Origin of the sequence: Candidatus Binatus sp., assembly GCF_036567905.1 — a bacterium.
GTDB lineage: Bacteria > Desulfobacterota > Binatia > Binatales > Binataceae > Binatus.
In genome coordinates, this window is sequence record NZ_DATCTO010000021.1 from 22944 (window position 1) to 46407 (window position 23464).

The 23464-nt window shown below is 62.9% G+C and carries 21 protein-coding genes; 9 read left to right on the forward strand and 12 right to left on the reverse strand.

Annotated elements, in window-relative coordinates:
- Positions 1-726, reverse strand: coding sequence for a dienelactone hydrolase family protein (locus tag VIO10_RS03165; protein ID WP_331959211.1), 726 nt, complete (start codon positions 724-726; stop codon positions 1-3).
- 269 nt (positions 727-995) lie between these two features.
- On the opposite strand from VIO10_RS03165, the gene VIO10_RS03170 reads away from it, so the two are divergent.
- From VIO10_RS03170 to VIO10_RS03185, 4 genes are all read left to right on the forward strand, one after another.
- Complete coding sequence (locus tag VIO10_RS03170; RefSeq protein WP_331959214.1) at positions 996-1718, forward strand: rhomboid family intramembrane serine protease; 723 nt, start codon at positions 996-998, stop codon at positions 1716-1718.
- A gap of 142 nt (positions 1719-1860) precedes the next feature.
- Positions 1861-3243 (forward strand): replicative DNA helicase, encoded by a 1383-nt coding sequence (gene dnaB, locus VIO10_RS03175; RefSeq protein ID WP_331959217.1) that lies wholly within the window; start codon positions 1861-1863, stop codon positions 3241-3243.
- A gap of 104 nt (positions 3244-3347) precedes the next feature.
- Complete coding sequence (locus VIO10_RS03180) at positions 3348-4205, forward strand: hypothetical protein (protein ID WP_331959220.1); 858 nt, start codon at positions 3348-3350, stop codon at positions 4203-4205.
- Positions 4206-4497: 292 nt separating this feature from the next.
- Positions 4498-5472 carry a hypothetical protein gene (locus tag VIO10_RS03185; RefSeq protein ID WP_331959223.1) on the forward strand — a complete coding sequence of 325 codons (975 nt, stop codon included), beginning with the start codon at positions 4498-4500 and terminating at the stop codon, positions 5470-5472.
- Between the two features lie 146 nt (positions 5473-5618).
- On the opposite strand, the gene VIO10_RS03190 is transcribed toward VIO10_RS03185, so the two are convergent.
- From VIO10_RS03190 to VIO10_RS03230, 9 genes are all read right to left on the reverse strand, one after another.
- Positions 5619-5852, reverse strand: a complete 234-nt coding sequence (locus VIO10_RS03190) for a hypothetical protein (protein ID WP_331959226.1) — start codon at positions 5850-5852, stop codon at positions 5619-5621.
- A gap of 49 nt (positions 5853-5901) precedes the next feature.
- Entirely contained in the window at positions 5902-6183 is a 282-nt protein-coding gene (locus VIO10_RS03195; protein WP_331959229.1) for a hypothetical protein, read from the reverse strand.
- Positions 6184-6256: 73 nt separating this feature from the next.
- Positions 6257-6493 (reverse strand): hypothetical protein, encoded by a 237-nt coding sequence (locus VIO10_RS03200; RefSeq protein WP_331959232.1) that lies wholly within the window; start codon positions 6491-6493, stop codon positions 6257-6259.
- 190 nt (positions 6494-6683) lie between these two features.
- Complete coding sequence (gene scpB, locus VIO10_RS03205; RefSeq protein ID WP_331959235.1) at positions 6684-7382, reverse strand: SMC-Scp complex subunit ScpB; 699 nt, start codon at positions 7380-7382, stop codon at positions 6684-6686.
- 11 nt (positions 7383-7393) lie between these two features.
- The gene (locus tag VIO10_RS03210; protein WP_331959238.1) at positions 7394-8152 is read right to left on the reverse strand and encodes a segregation and condensation protein A; all 759 of its coding nucleotides are present in this window, start codon (positions 8150-8152) and stop codon (positions 7394-7396) included.
- Positions 8149-8811, reverse strand: coding sequence for a site-2 protease family protein (locus VIO10_RS03215; RefSeq protein WP_331959241.1), 663 nt, complete (start codon positions 8809-8811; stop codon positions 8149-8151). Before VIO10_RS03215 ends, VIO10_RS03210 begins: the two co-directional genes overlap by 4 nt.
- Position 8812: 1 nt before the next feature.
- Complete coding sequence (locus tag VIO10_RS03220; RefSeq protein ID WP_331959244.1) at positions 8813-9775, reverse strand: site-specific tyrosine recombinase; 963 nt, start codon at positions 9773-9775, stop codon at positions 8813-8815.
- Entirely contained in the window at positions 9772-12522 is a 2751-nt protein-coding gene (gene glnD, locus VIO10_RS03225) for a [protein-PII] uridylyltransferase (protein WP_331959247.1), read from the reverse strand. Before glnD ends, VIO10_RS03220 begins: the two co-directional genes overlap by 4 nt.
- Complete coding sequence (locus VIO10_RS03230) at positions 12519-13793, reverse strand: N-acetylmuramoyl-L-alanine amidase (RefSeq protein ID WP_331959281.1); 1275 nt, start codon at positions 13791-13793, stop codon at positions 12519-12521. Before VIO10_RS03230 ends, glnD begins: the two co-directional genes overlap by 4 nt.
- Before the next feature lie 208 nt (positions 13794-14001).
- On the opposite strand from VIO10_RS03230, the gene VIO10_RS03235 reads away from it, so the two are divergent.
- Positions 14002-15576, forward strand: coding sequence for a glycosyltransferase family 39 protein (locus VIO10_RS03235; RefSeq protein WP_331959250.1), 1575 nt, complete (start codon positions 14002-14004; stop codon positions 15574-15576).
- Between the two features lie 62 nt (positions 15577-15638).
- Here the strand turns inward: VIO10_RS03235 and mutS are convergent, their stop codons facing one another.
- The gene (gene mutS / locus VIO10_RS03240; RefSeq protein ID WP_331959253.1) at positions 15639-18233 is read right to left on the reverse strand and encodes a DNA mismatch repair protein MutS; all 2595 of its coding nucleotides are present in this window, start codon (positions 18231-18233) and stop codon (positions 15639-15641) included.
- A 241-nt stretch (positions 18234-18474) separates the two neighbouring features.
- Between mutS and VIO10_RS03245 the strand changes: the two genes are divergently transcribed.
- A complete protein-coding gene (locus VIO10_RS03245; protein ID WP_331959256.1) occupies positions 18475-19989 on the forward strand; it encodes an aldehyde dehydrogenase family protein in 1515 nt (504 codons plus the stop codon).
- A gap of 345 nt (positions 19990-20334) precedes the next feature.
- Positions 20335-21093, forward strand: a complete 759-nt coding sequence (locus VIO10_RS03250; protein ID WP_331959259.1) for a hypothetical protein — start codon at positions 20335-20337, stop codon at positions 21091-21093.
- A gap of 15 nt (positions 21094-21108) precedes the next feature.
- Here the strand turns inward: VIO10_RS03250 and VIO10_RS03255 are convergent, their stop codons facing one another.
- Positions 21109-21990: an SDR family oxidoreductase gene (locus VIO10_RS03255; protein WP_331959261.1), complete on the reverse strand. Its 882-nt coding sequence runs from the start codon at positions 21988-21990 to the stop codon at positions 21109-21111.
- 180 nt (positions 21991-22170) lie between these two features.
- On the opposite strand from VIO10_RS03255, the gene VIO10_RS03260 reads away from it, so the two are divergent.
- On the forward strand, positions 22171-22797 hold the full coding sequence (locus VIO10_RS03260) for an esterase/lipase family protein (protein ID WP_331959264.1): 627 nt from the start codon (positions 22171-22173) through the stop codon (positions 22795-22797).
- A 48-nt stretch (positions 22798-22845) separates the two neighbouring features.
- A complete protein-coding gene (gene mobA / locus VIO10_RS03265; protein ID WP_331959267.1) occupies positions 22846-23463 on the forward strand; it encodes a molybdenum cofactor guanylyltransferase in 618 nt (205 codons plus the stop codon).
- Position 23464: the final 1 nt, after the last annotated feature.

The following is a 23464-nucleotide window of genomic DNA, read 5'->3' on the forward strand; positions in this document are numbered from 1 at the left end:
TCAGCCGAGATACTCTTTGAAGAACGCGATGGTCCTGGCCCACGCCTCTTTGGAATGCACGGGATGGAACGACGGACGTTCGTCGCACATGAAACCGTGATCGGCGTCCGGGAAAAAGACCACCTCGGCCGGCTTGCCGGCCTGCTTGAGCGCATCGCGAAATTCGTCCACTTCGGCGATCGGAATGTGCGCGTCCTTGCCGCCGAAGAAGGCCAGCACCGGGGCGTTGAGACCGTCAACGTATTCGATGGGCGGTTTCACGCCCGGCTGCCGCGGCTTCACCATCCCACCGCCGTAATAGGGCGCGGTCGCTCTGACAGCGGAGTTGCGGCACGCGGTCATGAAGGCCACGCGTCCACCCATGCAGAATCCGACGGTGCCGAACGCGGGCTTGACTTCCTTCAACGCCTTGAGGTGATCGATCGCGGCGCCCATGTCTGCGACGATTTGATCATCGTTGACCGAGCCCATCAGGCGAAAGGCGCCGGGCAAATCGTCGTAGCGGACGACGTTGTCGGGTTGGCGAAAGTAAAGATTTGGAGCGACCGCGACGAAGCCTTCGGCCGCGAATTGATTGGTGATGCGTCTGATGTGATCGTTGAGGCCGAACGCTTCCATCACGACGACCAGCGCGGGATACGGACCTCCGGAGGCGGGGCGCGCGAGATGCGCCGGCATCTTCTCGGCGCCGGTACGAATTAATACTTCATTCGAGACGACTTCCATGATTGAAACCTCTTTGACAAGGATTCGCGTCCGCTGACCAGCCGGCGCGATCCCGGATCGCGTTTGACGCCGCCGCCGATCCAACGATCTTTCTCGCATACAACGAGGTCCCGCTCAAGCGAGAAAGTTCGACGAGGCGCTCGCATAAGAAATTTCACTTTTCATTTTTCACCTTTCATCGCCGCTCGCGCCGTCTCGCGCCGACCCGCCGCGCGCCGCTAGTATTGCTCCGCCGGTCGATCGATCCGCGTGCCCGGCCTGATATTGCGATGATTCCGCTTCGCGACAACGCCGCGCCGCGCCGCCTGACTCCGATCAACACCGTGCTGATCGCCGCGAACATCGCAGTGTTCGCCTACGAACTGTCGCTCGGCGCGGGTGCAGGAGCCTTCGTGGGCAGATTCGCGATGGTTCCGGCGGCGGTCACGCGTGCGCTCTCGACCAATGCGCTCGCATTGCACGAGCTGGCCGCGCATCGCAGCCTCGGCGCGCTCGCGCCGTTGATGACGACAGTCACGTCGATGTTCATCCACGGCGGTTTCTGGCACGTCGCGGGCAACATGCTGTATCTCTTCATCTTCGGCGCCGCGGTCGAGTATCGGATGGGCGCGCCGCGGTACATAATTTTTTATCTCGCTGCGGGAGTCGCCGCGGCGCTGGCGACGGTGTGGATCGCGCCCGAGTCGGGTGTCCCGGTGATCGGTGCGAGCGGTGCGATCGCCGGCGTGCTCGGCGCGTACTTCATTTTCTACCCGCGTGGGCGCATCCTGACGATTATCCCGATTTTCATTTTCGTGCAGTTCGTCGAAATTCCGGCGGTCATTTATCTGTTGGTCTGGTTCGCGGTGCAGCTCTACGCGGGACTCGAACAGGGCGGCCGCGGGGCGACGATGGCGGGTGGAGTCGCGTGGTGGGCGCACGTGGGAGGCTTCATGTTCGGAGTAGCGCTGGGCCCGATGCTCGCGGTGAATGGTCCGCGCCGGCGACGATAGCGCCAGCGATTGTGCATTAGCTGTGGACGGTGTGGTGACAACCGTTGGCGTGCGGCTGGAGTAATAGTTGTAAGCGGTCACTGCATGGGAAATAATTTGCGCTCCTGGAAATCAGGGCGCGCGGTCGGGAGGTGGTGGTCAGGTGGCGGTTTCGTCGGACGATATTCTAAGGCGCGTTCCTCCGCAGAATCTCGAAGCAGAACAATCGGTGCTGGGCGCGATCCTGCTCGACAACGACGCGATTAACCACGCGCTCGAAATCCTTGCGGCTGAAGACTTCTACCGCGAGTCGCATCGCGAGATTTTCCGCTCGATGGCGGAGCTCACCGACCACAGCCAGCCGGTCGATGCGATCACGCTGACTGACGCGCTGCGCACCAAGGGCGCGCTCGAGCAGATAGGCGGCCCCGGCTACATCGCGGAGCTGGCTTCGATCGTGCCGACCGCGGCGAATGTCGCGCACTACGCGCGCATCGTGCACGAGAAGGCCGTGCTGCGCAGCCTTGCCTCGATCGCGACCGACATCGCAAGCTCTTCCTACGAGGCGCCGTCCGACGTGGACGGTTTCGTGGACGAAGCCGAGCATCGCATCTTCGAGATTTCCGAGCGGCGGATTAAGCCGTCGTTCCACACGATGCCCGAGCTGACGCGCGAGTCGCTGAAGATCCTCGAGCGGATGTACGAAAACCGCGAGATGATCACCGGCGTGCCGAGCGGGTTCGTCGATCTCGATCGGATCACGGCGGGCTTCCAGGCCTCCGACCTGATCATCATCGCGGCCCGCCCCAGCATGGGCAAAACGGCGCTCGCGCTGAACATAGCGGCCTACGCCGCGATGGACGCGGACCCGCCGATGGGCGTCGCGTTTTTTTCGCTGGAAATGTCGAAGGAGCAGCTCGTGCTGCGCATGTTGTGCTCGGAGGCGCGGGTGGACAGCGCGCGTGCGCGCCAGGGATTTCTGGGCGAGCGCGACTTCCCCAAGCTCGCGCAGGCGGCGGCGCGGTTATCGGAGTCGAACGTCTATATAGATGACTCGTCGGACACGACGGCGATCACGCTCAAGGCGAAATGCCGGCGTCTCAAGCGCGAGCGCGCCAAGAACCTGGGCCTGATCGTGGTCGATTATCTTCAGCTGATGAGATCGGCGCGGCCGGGCGAATCGCGCGAAAAGGAAATCGCGGAAATCTCGCGCTCGCTCAAAGCGCTGGCGAAAGAACTCAAGGTTCCGGTCATCGCGCTCTCGCAGCTCAACCGGCAGGTCGAGTCGCGCGAGAATCGCCGTCCGATGCTGGCGGATCTGCGCGAGTCGGGCGCGATCGAGCAGGACGCCGACGTGATCGCGTTCATCTACCGCGAGGAAATGTACAAGGGCAAGGAGAGCAAGGAGCCCGGAGTGGCCGAAGTGATCATCGCCAAGCAGCGCAACGGTCCCACCGACACCGCGAAGCTCACCTATATCAGCAACTACACCCGCTTCGAGAACTACACGCCGGAGACCGGCGTTTTCGAAGACACCGGCGTCTAGAAGGAGTCCAGTTGAGGAATATCCAGATGGTGATGTAAATCGCCTCCGCTGCTACGTGCTACCCCTGAACGGCGAGAGAGCAGATCCAGCCGTCCGGTGGCCTTATGGTCGAAAAGAACACGCATTGGGAAAGGGACAAGGAGTGGGCCGGATGGACGCTTCGCGACGAAATCTACTCTTTTATCCGAAACCATTTGGTGCCAATCGTGTTCAGCGTTTTAGCCGCTCTGATGAGTGCTACTGTAGCGTACTTCAAGGTGCACCCTACAGTTGGGGCTTCACTTTTCAGTGCAGCGGCTGCGGTCACGGTGCTCGCGGTCTTAGCCAAGCTCGACGGACGCAAGAAAATGTCAGGCCAGCGACTAGCCGCGGCGGAACCGTCACAACCCATAAAAGGTGAGCCGCCAGTTTCCGAACTCGCGGAAGCCCCGGCATCTGAGCGGGAAGCAAAGGAAGTCATAGGGCGAACGCTCGATGAGGACCCAAAACTTATCGAGGCGGCCAGTGCATATGCCTATTTTCAGACCTCGGTCGGGATGGGCGAATATCCTGCGTTTGAGTGGGTGAAATTTGGTGCGGTGTATGCGTTGCATCCGACGTTGGCAGCCGACAGGCGAATTAATCGCCTCCTGATGCTCCGATTTCAGCCCGAGACGGGAGAGCCGGTGACCGATATGCTGCTTTTGATCCTCTACGGTTACAAGCACATCTATGGCTCGGACGAAGTCAGCGTCGAAGTATTGCAGAAGGCACTCTGGGAATCGGGGGTTCGCCAGAAGAACAATTTTGCTCGCTTGCCAGAAGGTTCCTTAATCAACATTGACGATCTTGTGAGGAAATGTCCGCTGAGAGAACTCATCTCCCCAAAGTTTAGATTGTCCGAGGGTGGCGCTTATCGACTAACCGAAAAAGGCGAGCAGGCGGTAACCGTACTCTTCGAGGATTTAGCAGAGCGAGCGTGAGAGAGACGGATTCTTGAAATGGAAGTTCCAACTGAACAGGCTCGCTGGCGTCCTTCTCATATAGCTGAGACGCCCGCCAGTTTACGCACCTCGGCACCCTGCTATCGCCTTGACGGGCGGCGCCGGCCACCCAATGAGTTACTGCGAAGTCTTGTTTTCGTCGTCGTCGGAAGGCGCAGGCGGCGTGGCGGCCGTTTCTTCAGTATTGTCAGAGGATGCGGCGTCATGCGAGGACGCCAAAGATCAGAACGAACAGCGCCGCCGAAGCGGCACTTATTGAGGGCCGTGACCGATGAGACTCATTGATCGGATTATTTCGACATTTGGCCGCGACTGCCTGCGCCGTCCGGAGTTGATGTTGGCCGATCCCGCTGGCCACGCGGCGGAGGTGCCGGGCGATCCATTCGAAGAAGCTGTCCATTTTCGCATTCAAAATGTCGCGGATTATTTCTTTTCAACTTCTCAGCAGGAGTGGCCCCCCGGCGGACCGGAGTTGTACGAACAATTCCCAATCATGAGATCTCCTTGGCCGACGGTATATTGCGAATGGCGGGATCTCGCACGGGGCACAGACTTCGGCGCCTTTGTTTTAACCCGGGAATTAACGCAAATAGAAAAAGGCCTGATTGCCGCACCTGTGCGGTGGCAAGCCACCGAAGTTCTCTTTAGCCGTGCTCACAGCCGATTCCTTGTCTTTGCGCAGACGCTTTTTTTAGGGCTGGAGGGGCAATGGCTTTGGATTCCAGCTAATTGCCCGCTGGCTCTCGCGCGCACGCCCTGGCTCAAAGAAGACCCCGGTTTCCCAGGTCTCGGGACCGCCCCGCTGATCCCGGTCACGACCATCCCCGCAGGCATAATGGGGCGCGTCAACCCGGGTCTCTTTACGATTTCATCGATTCCGCTCTGGCTGGCGTTCTCCTTCTGCCACTGTCGCAACGTGAAAGTATTGACTCAGAGAGTTCCTGAAAAATTGAACCGACGATACGAGAAAAAGGGCGGCCCGAGGGTCGATCACTGGTATGTGCTCGAAATTTCCCAGATGCAGCGGACTCTCGACCAAACCATGCGTGATGCCGGGACTAGGAGCCTAGCGCGCTGCCTGCACATCTGCAGAGGAAATTTTGCGAGGTACAAGAGCGAGCACCCTCTCTTTGGGAAGTATGTCGGCCTTTTCTGGCGCCCGATGCATGTTCGCGGGAACAAGAGCCGCGGTGTGGTCCACAAAGACTATTCCGTCGGTGAACAGCCAATAGAGAAAAAGAAGTGACCGAGGAGGCCCGTTGACCGATGGAGGAAAACGCAAAGGTGATTCCAATCGTCGGCGCCGACGTCCGCGAAGCTCACCTTTATCAGCAACTACACCCGCTTCGAGAACTACACGCCGGAGACCGGCGTTTTTGAAGACACCGGCGTCTAGAACGAATCCAGTTCGTCGTCCATCGGTTCCTGCTTGGTCATCGGATGCGACGACTTGACGAGCAGCGCCTGATGCCCGTTCTGCGCTTTATCGATCTTGTAGTCATCGAGCGTGAACTGATCGATCGCAAATGGCAGGCCCTCCGAGGCCGGGAACGACGGCGCGTCGCAGACCTGGAAATGCAAATGCGGCTCCGATGAATTGCCGGTATTGCCGAGATGCGCGAGCACGTCGCCGGCTAGTGGATCGCGCTGCAGAGAGAAGCAGCTTTTGAGCGCGCTACGGTGCGAACGGGAGCGTTGCGTGGGCGAGGACTGCGACAAGCGCGAGGACGCTCGCGGCCATGACGATTGCCAGGGTGCGCGTGCGCCTCTCGTGCGCCGATCCGCGGGCGAGCGCCATGACGACCGCCACAGGGACCGCTAGGATGACGGCCGCGAGAAGAAGCTCGATGCCCAAGTTGAGCCACATCAGTCCGTTGTAACTCCACCAAGTGGGCGGCACGACTGCTAGGACGGCGCGTCCGATGAGGAGCACGGCAGTGAAAAAGGCGGTCCCCATCTCAGTGGCCTCCGTTTTCTGCGGCGGCGGGTCGCGCGGGAATCGCCGCCGGGCGGAGCACGTTTTGAGCGCGCTACTTAATCGGCGCGACTTGAGCGTCGCGCCGGGCGCGCCGCTTCTGCATCCATCCCCCGACCAGGTAAAGGAGGAACGCGAGCCCGAGCAACCCTTGCAGCCAGTCAGGGAGAACCGAATCCAGGAGCGACCAGGCCCACCATCCGACTGCCAAGAACGCGACGACGAGAGCGAGTTGCTGGAGCATGGATTTCGCGTCTATCCACTTTCGCCACTTGTCGCCGATGCTCTCCATGACTAGCGACTCTATGCCGACGAGGACTTGACCGCCAACGCTCGCCAGATGACAAGCGTTGTGATCACAGCGGTGACGTTTGCTGGGCGAACGACGATCGTGCGAACGCAAACGAAATCAGCGCAACGAGTGCCAGCAGCCGGAATCGATGCATCGTCTGTGTCTCCTCGCCGTCGAGAGCGGCGACACGTCAGTGCGAAGTCTTGTTCTTGTTGTCGTCGGATGTTCCAGGTCCGGGCTCGTCCGGTTCTTCGCCCGCGCTTGATGAGCCGACCTCGTCGGATAAGGCGGGATCCACCGCAACCGCGTCTTCGGGGTGAGTCTCGATGCCTTCCACCGGCCCGGTCGTCGTCTGCTCGACGGCGCGCTCGATCTCACGGAACTCCGAAAGGTCGGGCAGACCTTCGAGATTTTTCAGTCCGAACAATTCGAGGAACTCATCGGTGGTCTCATAGAGCATCGGGCGTCCCGGTGCGTCCTTGCGCCCGGCAATCTTGACCAGGCGGCGTTCGAGCAGCGTTTCGAGCACGCCTCCGGTGTCAACGCCGCGCAACTGTTCTATCTCCGGGCGGGTGATGGGCTGTCGATAGGCGATTATCGCGACGGTCTCCATCAGCGGGCGGCTAAGACGCGGCGGCCTGGCGGCGAGCAGCTTGCGAACGTAGCTGGCGTGGTCCTTGGGCGTTCGCATCTGGTAGCCGCCGGCGACTTCGTCGATCACGATGCCGCGGTTTTCGGCGCGGTACTCGGCGGCCATCGCGGCCAGCGCTTTTTGCACCGCCGCACGCGGGAGGTCGTCGAAGACCGCGGCCAGCCGCGCGAGCGAGACCGGCTCGCCGGCCGCGAATAGCAGGCTCGCGAGAATTGATTTCAGTCGCTCTTCTTCCACTGGGCCTCCCGTCAACCCGCGGCGGCGCGCTCGAGAAAAATCGGGCCGAAGCGCGCTTCCTGAAATGCGCGAACTTCGCGCCGGCGTATCAACTCGAGCAGCGCCATAAACGTCGCGATTACCAGCGATCGATCGCCGGCGTCCTCGAACAGCGCGGCGAACTGGACTGGTCCCGCGCCCTCCAGCGCGCGCATTATCCGCGGGATACATTCCGCCACCGGGATGTCGCGCAGCTCGATGGCGCGCGGGGTCTTGTCGGCGACGCGCTTGAGCACTGCGCCAATCGCCTCGACCAGGTCGAAAATTGTAACCGCGTAATGTTTCGCCCCCGCGTCTTCGGGCGCGCTCTCGCCGGGCGTGGTGAACACGTCGCGGCCGAGCAGGGCGCGCTCCGCCAGCTTTTCAGCCGCCTCGCGATAGCGCTGATATTCCAGTAGCCGTTCGATCAGGTCGCGCTTGAGCTCCTCGGCTTCCTCGGTGTCGGCGAGCTCGGGATGCGGCAGCATTGCGAACGACTTGATCAACAGCAACGTCGCCGCCATCACCAGGTACTCGCCCGCCACGTCGAGGTTCAACTGGTCGAGCAATTCGAGCCATGCCAGGTACTGCTCGGTGATTACGCTGGCGGTGACTTCGTGCGGGTCGAGCTCGGCGCGCTTGAGCAAATGCAGCAGCAGGTCGAGCGGGCCCTCGTAAATCGGGAGCCGGAAGCGGACCCCGGCGTCGGCTCCGAGTCTGGGCGGCGTGTTGGATTCGTTTTCGTTGCTCACAGTTGCACCATCCAGGAGATCGCGCCCAGCGCCATGTTCATGACCGGATAGATCGCGACATCCAGCCAATGCGTATACAGCAGCAACAGCAATATAAGGAAGCCATAACGCTCGGTCTGCGCGTAGGCGCGCGCGGCGGCGAGCGGCAGGATGCTGAACAACACCCGACCGCCGTCCAGCGGCAGCACGGGAAAGAGATTGAAGACCCCCAGTTCGACATTGACGATCACCGACGCCTGCATCATCCGAGCAAGCGGTTCGGCGACGGTGGGGCCGAGCGAGCCGTGCATAAAGGCCGGCATTACCCGCAGCACAAGTCCGCTCACGATTGCCAGCACGAAGTTCGTCAGCGGCCCGGCGGCCGCCACCTTCAACATTCCGGTCCGGCCGCCGCGCAACACGCGGAAATCGACGGGGACCGGCTTCGCGTAGCCGAGCACGGGCATACCAAACAGATACAGCGCGAACGGCAGGATAATCGTCCCAAAGAGATCGACGTGTGAAATCGGATTGAGCGTGAGCCGTCCGGCGCGAAGCGCGGTATCGTCGCCAAGCCGCAGCGCTACCACGCCATGCATAACCTCGTGCGCGATGATCGCGAAGATGATCGCCGGCGCGACGATGCAGATGGTCGCGATGCTTGCGTTCAGGTCGCCCAAATCAGTCCGTACCTTCCACCACGCTCGCGCGGGTCGCGCGCGGATGAAACGTGCGATGCACCTTGCGCAAGTGGCTCTTGGAAAGATGGGTGTAGATCTGCGTGGTCGAGATGTCGCTGTGGCCGAGCATCTCCTGCACCGCGCGCAGATCCGCGCCGCCCTCGAGCAGATGGGTGGCGAAGCAATGGCGCAAGGTATGCGGGCTGACCCATGCAAGGCGCGGATCGGCGGCGGCCCATCGTTTGAGCGCCTTGAAAAATCCCTGCCGGGTCATCGCGCGGCCGAGCCTGGTAATGAAAACCGCCCAGACGCGGCGCGGAACCTCGTTCCTGCCGCGCTTGCCATCGCCGGCCGGATTCAGAATTTCATCGCGCCGATCCAGGTAGGCCTTCAGCGCGCGAATCGCGGCGCCACCCATCGGCACCATCCGCTCCTTGCCGCCCTTGCCGAGCACGACCACGGCGCCGGCTGCGAGATTTACCTGATGCAGTTGCAAGCCGACCAGTTCCGAAACGCGCAGACCGCATCCGTAGGCCATTTCGAGCATCGCGCGGTCGCGCAATCCGCGGGCATCGCGCGCATCGATCGCGGCGATGAGATTTTCCACGTCGCCCGGCGACAGAGTGCGCGGGAGTTTGCGCGGATGCGGCCTGAGCTTCACGGCCGGCGCGGGATCGCGTTCGATGATTTTTTCGTCCACCAGCTCGCGGGCCAGTCCGTGCAGACTGGCGAGATGGCGGCGCTGCGAACTGACCGCCAACCCCCGATCCGCCAGCGCTTCGAGGTACGCGGTCAGGGTGGCGGCGTCGAGTTGCGCCGGCTTCAGCCCAATCTTGCGGCACCACGATTGAAAAACGCTGAGGTCGTGCGCGTATGCGTCCATCGAATTACGGCTGAGCCCGCGCTCGACGGCCTGGCGCGACAAATGGCGATCGATCAGCTCGTCCCAGCCGGCGGCGCTCACGCGGTTGCTCCTGCGCCGGGATCCTGTTCGACCTTTTCGAGCAGGGCGGCGCGCAGCTCCCGCATCCGATCGAGATCCTCGATTTTCCCGCCCTCGCGATCGCTCACGTAAAAGACATCGAGCGCCTGATCGGCGTTGGTTGAGATGCGCGCGAGGTGAATCAGCAGGCCGAGCCGGTAGAGCGTGTGGGTGATCGCGAACAGCAGTCCGACGCGGTCCTGGGTGAAGACGTCAATCACGGTGAACTGCTCGGAGGTGCGATTGTCCACCGTGACTTCGGTCGGCACGTGGCGCACGAACTTGCGGCCGGAGCTCTGCACGTGGTGCGCCGCGGCGACCAGCTCCGCGATCTCCTGCTGGCCGGTGATGACGCGCTCGAGGTCGTGCTCGACGCGCAGCCAGCGGTCCTCTTCCATCGCCATCGAGCCGGCGCCCATCCAATGCGATACGCGAAACACGTCCATCGCGACGCCGTTGGTGCGGGTGGTGATTCGCGCCGACAGGATGTTGAGATTGTTGGCAGTCAGCGCGCCCGCGATCATCGAAAACAGTCCCGGCTGATCGCGCGTCACGACGATAAACTCGCTGAACTCCAGTTCGGGAAAATGCCTGATGCGGCAGACCAGCGGCCGCTCTTCGAGCGAGCGCATCAAGTCGAAGTGCAGCGCAATGTCGGCTTCGGGCACGGTGAAGAAGTAGCGGTCGGGCATCTGGTCGAGGAATGCGGTGACGTCGGCCTCCGGCGCGCCCGCGGCGAGCAGGGTCGCGCGGACGGCAGCTTTGACGGTAGCCAGCCGGCGCGCGGGTTCGACCGCCTCGCGATCGCCCTGCTCGAGAACCTTGAGCGCCCGCATGTAGAGATCGCCCAGCAGCATGTCGCGCCAATTGTTGTAAACCTTCGGCGCCACCGCGCGCATGTCGGCATAGGTGAGCAAGTAGAGCGCCTTGAGGCGGTTGATAGAGCCGACGGTACGCGCAAATTCCTCGACGGTGGTGTGATCGTCAAGGTCGCCCTTTTGCGCGATCTGGGACATCAGCAGATGGTTGCGGACGAGGAACACGACACGGTCGATTTCCTCGCTGCTCAGTCCAAGCCGCTGTGACACTTGCGCGGTCAGGCCGGCGCCGCGCTCATGATGGTCATGGCCGTGGCCCTTGCCGATGTCGTGCAGCAGCAGCGCAAGGAACACCAGCGGCAGGTGGTCGAATTCGCGCACGACCTCGGTGAGCAGCGGGGTCGGATCCTTGAACTCTCCCGTGCGCAGGCGTTCGAGCTCGCGCACCGCAACCAGCGAATGCCGGTCAACGGTGTAGATATGGTAGAGGTCGTGCAGAACGCGCGCGTAGAGGTTGCCGAACTCGGGGATTATCGCGCCGAGCACGCCCGACAGATGCATCGCCTCGAGCGTTTCGGCGACGCGCTGGCGCGCCGACAGAATCTTCATCAGCGCGGCGCCGACGCGCGGGTCTTTGCGCATCGCCTCGTCGATCAATTCAAGATTGTCACGCACCAACTGATAGCCGCTGCCTGATAGGCTCACGTTCTGCGCCTGGCAGTCCGCGTAGATCGTGATCAGGTTGAGCGGATCGCGCTTAAAAAAATCGCGATCCGCGATGCTCAGCAGATTGCGCTGAACGATCACCCCGGGGCGAATCTTGCGGGTCGGCGTGCGGCGAAAAAATCGCCCGCCGGAACTGTTCTCGGTCACCCGCGCGATCAAGCCCTCGGCAAAGCGATGCACCGTCGAGGCGTGCTGGTAGTACGCGCGCATCAAGGCGGAACCCGCCGCCTGTCCCTCCTCGGGCTTGAAGCCCAGCATCGGCTCGATCCGTTCCTGCATCTCGAAGGTGAGCTGATCGAAGTGGCGCCCGGTCAGAAAATGCAGCGAATTGCGCACCCGCCAGAGAAAGTCGCGCGCCTCGATCACTTCGGCCGCTTCGGGCTCGGTGATGACGGCCCTTTGCACCAGCTCTTCGAGGCAATGCACTTTGTATTTGACCTTGGCCAGCCACATCGCGGTGTGAAGATCGCGCAGCCCGCCTTCGCCTTCCTTGATCTGAGGCTCGAGCAGGTAGATCGAATCGCCGTACTGGGCGTGCCGTTTGCGGCTTGCTTCGAGCTTGGTGGCGAAGAACTTGTCCTGGTTGCGATTGAGCACGTCGGCGACCAGCAGCTTGTCGAGATCGGCGTAAAGCTTTTCGTCGCCGCATAAGAACCGCGCGTCGAGGATCGCGGTTTTTTCCTTCAGGTCCTCGTTCGCCAGCCGCACGCATTCTTTGGCCGCGCGAACCCCGTATCCGACCGTCAGACCTGCGTCCCAAAGCGCGTGCAATATTATTTCGGTGACAACTTCGGCGTATGGACCACGCTTGTAATCGTGCAGAAACAGCAGATCGACGTCGGATTGCGGATTCAGTTCGCCGCGCCCGTAGCCGCCGCGCGCGACCACCGCAAGTTTCTGGTTGAGCTTGGTAAATCGCCGGCCGTGTTCCGCGTCCGCATAATAAAACAGCGCGCGCAGCAGTTCGTCCATCGCCGCCGTCAGCGCGCTCACGATATCGCTGCCGCTCGCGCCGGCGAAATGGCGCTCGGCGAGCTCGGCGCGGACCGATTCGAGATAGGCGCGCGCAATCGCGCCAGGCCGCTTGCTCGCGGCAAATTGCGCGAGGATGGCCTGCTGGCCGCGCGGCGAAGACTCGGCAATTGGCACAGGCTCGGCGCGATTCGCGCCCCCGACCAGACTCACAGATTTCCCACCGCCAGATCGGCGTTGAAGTAATGCGCTACTGCGCCGGCGACCGCGCCCGCGAGCACCTCCTGGTAGTCCGCCGACGCCAGCCGCGCGGCTTCACCGGCGTTCGACATGAAGCCGCATTCGACCAGCACGGCCGGCATATGCGCGCCGACCAGCACGTAGAATGGTCCCATCTTTGCTCCCAGCGCGTTCACCTTCAGTCCAAATCCGGCGTCGAGATCGGCGACCGTCTGCGCGTCGATCATCTTGGCCACAGAGGCCGCTTCCGACGCCTTATAGTTCTGGCGCAAGTCGGTCAGGATGTAGTTTAAGTTGGAGGCGTCGGCTGCGCCATAGCCTCCCGCGCCGGCGTTCTCCATTCGCGCCAGCCGAATCGTCGCCCGGTCGGTGGTGTTGTTCAGGTAATAGACTTCGATTCCCGTGGTGTCGGTGTTCGGACTCGAATTGAGGTGGATTGAAACGAACAGGTCCGCGCCGGCGCGATTCGCAATTCGCGTGCGCTCGGCCAGGCTGATAAATACGTCGGTCGAGCGCGTTAGCTCGGCGCGGATACCGCGGGCTTCCAGCGCGGATTTCAGCCGCGTCGCGATTTGGAGAGCGAGGTCCTTCTCCTCTGCGCCGGCCGACGATTGCGTGCCGGGATCGTAGCCGCCGTGACCCGGATCGATCATCACCAGGAAATGACCCGGCTGCCGGATTTCCTCGCTCATGTTCGAGGGCGTGGACGCGATTGGCTGCGCGCGAGAGTTGGCACGAGGCTTCGGCGCGGGCGCGAATGCGACCGCGCGCGCGACCGGCGCCGCGGGGCGCCGCGGGGCGTCGTCATGAACGATCATCGGGGCCGCGATATTCGGGTCCGCGCCGGCGGATGCGACCCGCAGCACTATTTCATTTCTGCCTCTCAGCCGCGCGATCGCATAGTCGGCCTTGCCTATAACCTCGACGACGATTCGCGACCTGCCGCCGGCCAACTCGATCGCGCGCACGCTCGCAATCGGCGCCGTTTCATAGCCAAACAGCGGGCGCGGAGGGATCGCGATGCGCGTGCGCCCGAGCTCGACCCAGAGTTCGATCCCGTGCGTGCTGAGTTCGAGTGGTGGGGCGGGGCCGCTGAATCCGAAATGGATTTCGAGAGTCGGGCCGCGATGCTCGATTCGTGCGGCGGTCAGCGCTGACGCGGGAAGACCTGCGCCGACAATGACCGGGGCAACCATCGCGCCGATTGTCGCCGCCGCCGCCGCAACCGCCATCATTCTCCGCATCACCGCAACCCTGCCCAGTATGCAAGGATAGCCGCCGCTTGGACCGATCGCCACGCCCCACAACGAGATCTGAGGCGAATTGATCGCGGGGAGATTGTTGTCGTTCTGGCATGTCGTTTGCTCTAATCTCCATCCGAGGAATACCGAACCAGATGCCGCAGGCTCAATCCATAGCGTTGTGGGCGTGTTGAACGGCGAATCTACCGCCGTGCCGCCGCCGTCACCGGCAAATTCGGCGCAGCCCGTTTGCGGCGCTGCAGTCGGCGGCTTGCCGATCGTCGCGCTGGCACTCGCCGCAGTCGCGGTCCACCTGGTCACCAATCTTGGACTGGGCGGCTACGGCTACTTCCGCGATGAGCTTTACTACATCGCCTGTTCGCACCATCTCGCATTCGGCTACGTCGACCATCCGTCGCTCTCGATCATCCTGCTGTGGATCGAGCTGCATCTGTTCGGCACCTCGATGTTCGCGCTCAGGCTGTTTCCAGCGCTGGCGCATGGCGCCGAGGTGATCGTGGCCGCGATGCTGGCGCGCGAGATGGGGGGTGGACGCTTCGCGATGGGCCTGGCGGCGTTGGCGGTGCTTATCGCTCCGGTTTTCCTGGGCCTGACGGCATTCTACTCGATGAACGCCTACGATCCTCTGTTGTGGGGAGCCGCGGGACTGGTCGTCGTGCGCATCCTCAACACTGGCGATGCGCGTCTGTGGCTATGGTTCGGCCTGATCGCGGGGATTGGGCTGGAAAACAAGATCTCGATGCTGTTCCTGTGCCTGGGCGTCGTGGCCGGGTTGATCCTGACCGGCAGGCGGCGCGATCTGCTGAGCCCCTGGCTGTGGATCGGCGGCGCGCTCGCGACGCTGTTGTTCCTGCCCTATGTGATCTGGAACGCGCGGCACGGCTTTCCCACGCTGGAGTTCATGCACAACGCGGATCTCTATAAGAATTATCACCCGTCGATTCCCGCCTTTGCCGCCGCACAACTCATGCTGCTCAATCCGCTGGTCGCGCCGTTGTGGATGGCGGGTCTCGGCTGGTGCTTTTTCGGAAACAGCGGCCGCTATCGTCTCATCGGATGGATCTACGTCGCGGTGTTCGCCCTGACGTTCCAGGGCGGCAAGGCCTACTACGCGGCGTCCGTCTATATGCTGATGCTCCCGGCGGGAGCGGTAGCGCTCGAGCGGTTCAGCTCCGCGCGGCAATGGGGCGTTGCTATCCGCCGCGCCGCGGTGGCGGTGATAGTCATCGCCGGAGTAATCTCCGCACCTTTTGCGATTCCGCTCCTGCCGCCGAATGCGCTCGCCAGCTTTGCCGAGCGGCTTGGTCCCAGGCAGAACAACGCGCTCGTCGGCGAGCGCACCGAGCAGGGCATCCTGCCGCAGAATTTCGCCGACCGGTTCGGATGGCCCGAGATGGTCGCGGCGGCCGCGCAAGTTTACGCTTCATTGCCCCCGGACCAGCGCGCACATACCGCGATCTTCGCCAGCAATTACGGCGAGGCTGGCGCGATCGATTTTTTTGGTCCGCGCTACGGGCTGCCGCCGGCGGCCTCGGGACACAACAGCTACTGGTTCTGGGGCTTAGGCAATCGCGAGATCGATACCGTGATCGTCCTTGGTGGCGACCGAGCGAGCCTGGCCAAGTTCTTCGGTGAAGTGATCCCGGCGGCCAAGTTCCGATGCCGTTACTGCATGGGTTACGAGAACGGCCTCGACATCTTCATTTGCCGCAAACCGGCAGCCCCGATTGCAAAGATCTGGCCGCGGCTCAAGAAGTTCATTTGAGCTTGCTTCTCTTGCCTGCCGCGCCCGCCAACGGCGGGCGGCCTTAATACTGGGTGCAGGGGTCACCCCTGCTGCTTGAGGCGCGCGGCCAGACGCGCGAGCGCGTTCAGCGCCTCCATCGGGGTCATCCGTTCGACGTCGAGTGCGCGGAGCTCATCGATGACGCGTTCGTCTCGTGGCGAGAACAAACCGAGCTGGGGCGGCGGGCTCGTAGCGCGCCGATCGCGGGCGATTCGCGGCATCCCGGCCTCGTCCAGTTCGCCCTGCTCGAGGTTGGCGAGAATTTCCCGCGCGCGGCTGATGATCGAATCCGGCAATCCCGCCAGCCGCGCCACCTCGATCCCGTAACTTCGCGACGACGGCTGCTCGATAACCCGGCGCAGGAAAATCACCTCGGCGCCCCATTCGCGCACCGCCATGCTCAGGTTCTTGACCCGCGGACGCTCGCGCGCAAGATCGGTCAGTTCGTGGAAGTGGGTCGCGAACAGCACCTTGGCGCGCGTCTGATCGTGCAGGTATTCGGCGACCGCCCACGCGATCGCAAGCCCGTCGAAAGTGCTGGTGCCGCGGCCGACCTCGTCGAGCAGCAGCAGGCTGCGTTCCGACAGTCCCTTGAGCAGGCGCGCCGTCTCGCTCATCTCGACCATGAAGGTGGATTCGCCGCGCCGCAGTTCGTCGCGCGCGCCGATTCGCGTCAGCACGCGATCGATTAGCCCGATGGTGGCCTCGGCGGCGGGCACGAAGCTGCCGACTTGCGCCATGATCGCGATCAGCGCGACCTGGCGCAGGTAGGTCGATTTGCCGGCCATGTTGGGGCCGGTGATGAGCAGGATTTGGCGCGTGTCGGGCTCCGCGTCGAGGTCGTTGGGCACGAACTCGCCCGGGCGCATCCCGGCTTCGAGCACGGGATGGCGTCCGTCGCGCACCCGCATCCGCAGGCCGGTGTTGATCGTGGGACGCACGTAGCCGCGGCGCCGCGCCACTTTCGCCAGCGACATGATCGCGTCGAATTCGCCCACCGCGCGAGCGGTTTCAAGTATCGTGGCGGCGTGCGACTGCAAGTCGCGGAGCAGCTTTGTGAAAATCTGGAGTTCGAGTTCCTTGAGTCCCGATTCCGCGGTCAGGATTTTGCGCTCGAGTTCCTTGAGCGCGGGCGTGGTGAAGCGCTCCGCGCTGACCAGCGTTTGCTTGCGCTCATAGTCGGCGGGCACCCGCTCGAGATTGGGCTTGGTGACCTCGATGTAATAGCCGAAGATATTGTTGTAGCGCACCTTGAGCGACGGGATCGCGGTGCGCTCGCGCTCGGTCGCTTCCAACTTCGCGATTACGCCGCGGGCGCCGGACGCCAGGCTGCGCAATTCGTCAACTTCGGCGCTGAGCCCCGGACGAATCACGTTGCCGTCGCGGGGATTCACCGGAGGCTCGTCGGACAGCGTCGCCGCGATTTGCGCCGCCAGCGCGGGCATCGGCGAGATCCGCGCGGCCTGTTCGCGAATAAGCGGGCTCTTGAACGCGCCCATCGCTTTTTTCAGTGACTCGTCCGCCTTGAGCGCGTCCGCCAGGCGCAAACAATCCCTCGGCGACGCCCGCATCGCGCCGATTCGTCCCGCCAGCCGCTCGAGATCGCCGATTCGTTTCAAGGATTCCGCCAGCGCGCCGCCCAGGTCGGCATCGAACAGCTCTTCGACGGCGTCGTGGCGCGCGTGGATCGCGTCGAGCGCGAGCAGCGGATAGGTGATCCAGTTGCCAAGCGTGCGCGCGCCGGCGGCAGTCAGGGTTTCGTCGAGAATCGACAGCAACGAGCCCTTGCGCGCGCCGTCGGTCGAGGCGACGAGTTCGAGATGACGCCGCGTGGTCTCATCCACCAGCATGTACTCGGCGATCCGGTAAAGACGCGGCGCTTCGAGATGGGCCAGGTCGCGGCCGAAGGTGTTTTCGACGTAGAGCAGCGCGATTGCCGCGGCGCGCGCGATCGATTCGTGGAGATCCGCGGCGGCGGCCGCGAAACGATTCGAGAACGCCGCGGCCGCCTGCTCGGCGCTGAACGATTCATGATCGAGCGTCGTCACCGGACAGTTTAAGTCCTTCAGCAGCGCGCCCAACTCGCCGTCATGTCCGGGCGCCTGCGCGGCGACTACGATTTCGCGCGGCGCGATTCGCGCGATTTCCTCGCGCAGCGCGGCGGCCTCGCGAACCTGCGTGGCGAGAAATTCCCCCGTCGAGACGTCGAGCGCCGCCAGCGCGAACCCCGCGCCAGCGCCTTCGGCGGCGGTGACTGCGACCAGGTAATTCTTCTCGGCGGCGGTCAGCACCATCTCCTCGCCCACGGTGCCGGGCGTGATCACGCGGACTATTTGCCGCGGCATCAGCTTGGGAGACCTGGCGTCGGGCGTCCCCTGTTCGCAGATGGCAACCTTGTGGCCGGCCTTCAGCAGTTTGGCGATGTACGGTTCCGCGGAATGGTACGGCACGCCGCACAGTGGCACGCCGTCCTTGTTGCGCGAGGTTAGCTGAATGTCGAGCACGCGCGCGCCGACTTCGGCGTCCTCGAAGAACATCTCGTAAAAGTCTCCGAGGCGGAAGAACAGGATCGCGTCGGGAACGCGCTGTTTGACGCTCAGATACTGCGCGATGAGGGGTGTTTGCTTGACTGCCACTGATGCGATTGCGGTCCACAATAGCCGTGATGGGAGCAATGGGCAAAACCGCCTGCGCGGCGCGTCGTGAGCGGACGCAATAGCAAGGGGCGCGCGCCAACTTTTCGCTTTGCCGAACCCATCTCGATTTACTAGAGTGCGAGTGTTAGTCAGGCTCTATGCCGATCGCCACGTCGATTGCCGCGGGGCAGTCTTCGCGGCCGGCGCACGGCGACACATCACCGATAGGAGATTAGGAAAGATGGCATCAGCATCAGCGTCATTGGAATCAGCAACTCACGGCGCCAAGTCGAGCGCAGCGCTTGAGTTCCTCAAGCGCTCGCCCAAGAAACTGCTCATCAACGGCAAATGGGCGCCGTCGAAATCCGGCAAAACTTTCGAGACTCTCAACCCGGCTAACGAGCAAGTCCTGGCCCTGGTCGCCGAGGGCGACAAGGCCGACGTGGACGAGGCTGTCAAGCACGCGCACAAAGCCTTCGAAGACTTCAAATGGGCGAACATCACCCCGCATGCGCGCACCCGATTCCTGCTCAAGATCGCGGACCTGATCGAGCAGCATGCCGAGGAGCTCGCCGAGCTCGAGACGCTCGACAATGGCAAGCCGCTGTTCGAGTCCGCGAACATCGACATTCCCCTCGCTGCCGAGACCTTCCGCTACTACGCGGGCTTCGCGACCAAGATTTACGGCGACACCAACCCGTCCGATCCGTCGATGTTCAACTACACGCTGCGCGAGCCGGTCGGCGTGTGCGGACAGATCATACCGTGGAATTTCCCGCTGCTGATGGCGTCGTGGAAGATTGCGCCCGCGCTCGCATGCGGCAACGTCGTCATCCTGAAGCCTGCCGAGCAGACTCCGCTGACCGCGATTCGCCTCGGCGAGCTCATCTGCGAGGCCGGCCTGCCCGATGGCGTCGTGCAAATCATCACGGGCTTCGGCCCCGGCGCGGGAAGCTCGATCGCCGAGCATCCCGACATCGACAAGGTCGCCTTCACCGGCTCGACCGAAGTCGGCAAGCTTATCCTGAAGGCCTCGGCCGGCAACTTGAAGCGGGTATCGCTCGAGCTCGGCGGCAAGTCGCCCAACATCATTTTTCCCGACGCCGACATGCCGTCGGCGGTGTTCGGCTCGGCGCTGGGCATCTTCATGAACCAGGGGCAGGTCTGCTGCGCCGGCTCGCGCGTGTTCGTGCAGGAAAGCGTGTACGATCAGTTCACCGATTCGCTGTCGCAGATGGCCGCCGGACTGACGCTCGGAAATCCGCTGGACCCCAACACCCGCATGGGCCCGCTGGTTTCCAAAGAGCAGCACGATCGGGTCAAGGGATATCTGAAAGCCGGCAAGGCAGAGGGCGCGAAGGCCAAGACCGGCGGCGAGCCGGGCAAACAGGAAGCCGGATACTTCATCCAGCCGACGGTTTTCACCGGCGTGAACAACCAGATGAAAATCGCGCGCGAGGAGATCTTCGGCCCCGTCGCCGCGGCGATCCCGTTCAAGGACGAGGCCGACGTCGTCTTCCAGGGCAATGACACGACCTACGGGTTGGCCGCCGCCGTGTGGACCAAGGATATCAACCGCGCTCACACGATCGCGCGCAAGCTCAAGGCCGGCACGGTCTGGATCAACACCTATGGCATTCTCGATCCGATGTCTCCGTTCGGCGGCTACAAGCAGTCCGGTTTCGGCCGCGAGCTGGGCAGGTACGCGATCGATCTGTACACGCAGATCAAGTCCGTCTGGGCCAAGATCGGGTAGGCATGCGATAAGGATTGGCCGCTAACGCGGTCGTCGAAAACAGTTCGAATTTTCCGGCAAGGGCGCCCGACGGGGCGCCCTTTTTTTGTGCCGCCGCGCAGCGCGCTGCGTTCGGGGGAAGCAAAAAAATCATGCCTTCGAGGCCCAACCATGTTTCGCTTGACCCCTCGATTCCCTATTATTGACGGCAGTGAGCCAGTAGGGGTTGGCGTCATGCCGCGTTAGACCGATTGCGGCCGGCGCACGTCTTACGGCGTGAGGATGAGCCGTCCCGAGGGGACGGCATCAAGCGGGTGGTGTGGAATCGGCGTCGCCGCAGGTCCGACGGCGCGGTGGGGTTCACCAATGGCGGCCGGCAACAACGATGGCCCGATCGAGGCGACGGTCTCGTCGCGAGTGCCTCGTCGCACCCATCAGCCAATCAATCCCGCAAATCCGGTCGAGACGCTGACCGAACGATCTACTGCCGAAGAGGCCCGAGAAAAGGCCAGGAGCGAAGCGCGCGAGCCCCAATCGCCGCGGCTGCGTCCGCCGGGGCATTCGGAGCTCGAAGGGCGGCTCGAAGTTCGTCCGATCGGCACTCCGCTGGGTTTGCGCGAGCTCGCCGCGCTCCACAAGCGGACCTGGAGCACGCTAAACGTACAGGAAAAGCGCGTGCACGCGCTGCTATGGCCGCTGGCGATCCATTTTGGCCTCTACGCGGTGGGTCTGGGCAACGAGCAACGGCGCCCGCCACTGCTTGGCGCGTTTTGGGCGCGATGCCTGGCTGACGCGCCGCTGACGCTTGGCCATCTGTATCCGCCGCAGTTGTTCAAGGGGTTGCTCGCGTCGGAAGTGTTCGAATTTGGCGGGATGGTGATGGACCCGAACTACCAGGGCAAGGGCCTGGTCAAGATGATGTCGGACACCGCGCGATTGTTTCTCTTTTCGCGCCGTCCCAAGTTGTTAATCACAAATCCGGTTGATCCGCTCTACGAGATGTACAAACAGCTCGGGCTCAAGACGGTAGGCCGCGAGCCGGTCGAGCATCCACACGCATTCAACGTGCGGGTGTGGCTGATGTACGGCAAATTCGACCAGTTGGCGACGCCATACTTTATGTAGAGATTTGCTACATGCTTACGGTTTTGCTTTGTGCTGTGGCTTGGCCGGGCCGCCCATAAGTGCGCCCGCGCTCCGCATGATGCTGGTGCCGACGCTCAGCACCGCGTCGGTGACGCCCGGGAACAACGACGCGAGTTTCTCCGCGACTGCGGCGCCGGGAGGAACGTCCACTTCCGTCAGCCCGAACGCGGCCGCGGCCAGCACCGCCCACGTCACCCATCGCGCCGGCATCGCCATCATGGCGGATACGCTCTTGAGCGAATCGTCCTTGAGCGCATCGCGCGCCATGGGCGTGTCGATCACTCCGGGCATCACGAGCGACACTTTTATCCCGGTATTGAACAACTCTACGCGCAGAGCTTCCGTCATTCCCACCAGCGCAAACTTGGTCGAGCTGTAGCCGCCGAGCGGACTGACGCCGCGGCGCCCCGCCAGCGACGAGATGTTCACGATGCTGCCCGACTTGGCCTTGCGCATCACGGGCAGCACCGCCTGTATCGCATTGAGCGCGCCGAAGACGTTTATCGCCATCATCTTTTCCAGATCTTCGGGACGCATCTGCTCGACCGGATCCGAGATGAGCAATCCCGCCGAGTTGATCAGGATGTCAACTCTTCCGAATGCTTCTTTAACCTGCTCAATCGCCCGGAATACGCGCGCGCGATCGGTCACGTCGCAATCGAGCGCGAGCGCTTTGCCCCCTGCCTGGTTGATCTTATGCGCGAGTTCTTCGAGCTGCACGCGCCGGCGTGCGAGCAGCGCGACCTGCGCCCCTTGTTCGCCGAACGCGAGCGCGACGCCGTGGCCGATTCCACTCGACGCCCCGGTTATGACCACCGATTTGTCGAAAAAGTATCCGCGCACCGGTCCTTTGGATTGGCGCTTGGCTGCGCTCATAACCGTCACCTCGATATGGGCGCCGCGGCATGGAACTGAGGGTAGGGGCGTCGCGTTTTTGGCATTGTGCGCCGGTCGCACACGCAGGCGCAAATCCCCGCTGAAGCTGGTTGCCGCGGCGATACGGTGTGATTAGCTTTAGTCTTGGAGAAAGGGTGGGACGGGGGAAGGCTCAAAATAGTGAACTCGAAAACTTTGATTGCTGAAATCGCCGCTGCGGGCGCATTGATCGGCTCGTATCCACTGGATTGGCTGGTCAAGAGGGGCGAGCCGTATTTCTCCGCGCCGGCCAGCGAGCCGGTAATTCTTATTCACGGCTTCGGCGGCAGCCGCGCCAATCTGTTGGCGCTTGCAGCGTACCTGCGGCTGGCGGGATTCGACAACCTGTCATACCTCGAGTACCCGCGATGGCAGTCGATCGATGATTCTGCCGCGCACCTCGGGCGCATCGTAGAGGGAAAATCCGGCGCAAAGGGCGCTCATCTGATCGGCCACAGCCTCGGCGGCACCGTAGCCCGGCGCTACGCAGCTGGCGCGCCAAAGGGTGCGGTACGCTCGCTCGTCACGCTCGGCTCGCCGTATTCGTACGGTCAACGGAGTCCCGCCGAGATCGGAATTTTCGGCGATGATGACCCTGTCGTGCCGGCGCCGATCGAGGCGTTGATTACTCGCAGCGCGTTCGCGCGGATCGTGACGCTTCACGAGGTCGGGCATCTTGCACTGATCTTTCATCCCGAGGCCCTGCGGATCATCGGCACCGAACTGCGCGCAAATCGCGTGCCCGGAAGCAACGCCGCGGCGGATTAGTGTTCCGATCCCGCGATTGCCGGGGATTGCTTTGTTAGACTCCGCGCCATGAGCTCGACAGTTGCCGCCAGTGCAATCGTCCTCGCGGGAGGACGCAGTTCCCGGATGGGCCGGCCCAAGGCGGCTCTCGATTTCGGCGGTGTCCCGATCCTGACGAGAATTATCTCCGAGCTCAGGCGGCGCTTTGCGGAGATCGTAGTCGTCGCGGCCCCCGAGTCTGAGGATTCGCTTCAAATTGATCTCCCCGCGATAAAAATAGTGCGCGACGAAACCGCGTATCAGGGACCCTTGGACGCGCTCCGGCGCGGCCTGGACGCCGTTAGCAACGAAATCGCGTTCGGCTGCTCATGCGATCTGCCGCTGCTCGATTCCGAGGTCGCGGCGGCGATCGTCGCGATGCTTGATGACTTCGACGCGGCGATTCCGATCGTTGGCGAAAAGCCTCAACCGCTGCACGCCGCGTATCGCAAGCGATGCGCCGGCGTTCTGGCGGCGCTTGCCATGCGGGGAGAGTCGCGTCTGATTGCGATCGCCGATGCGGTCAATACGAGGCGGATTTCCGAGAACGATCTTCTCGCTCTCGATCCGCACCTGCATAGTTTCCTCAACCTGAACGCTCCCGGCGACTACCAGCGCGCACTCAAGATCGCGGGCCTCGCCCGATAAA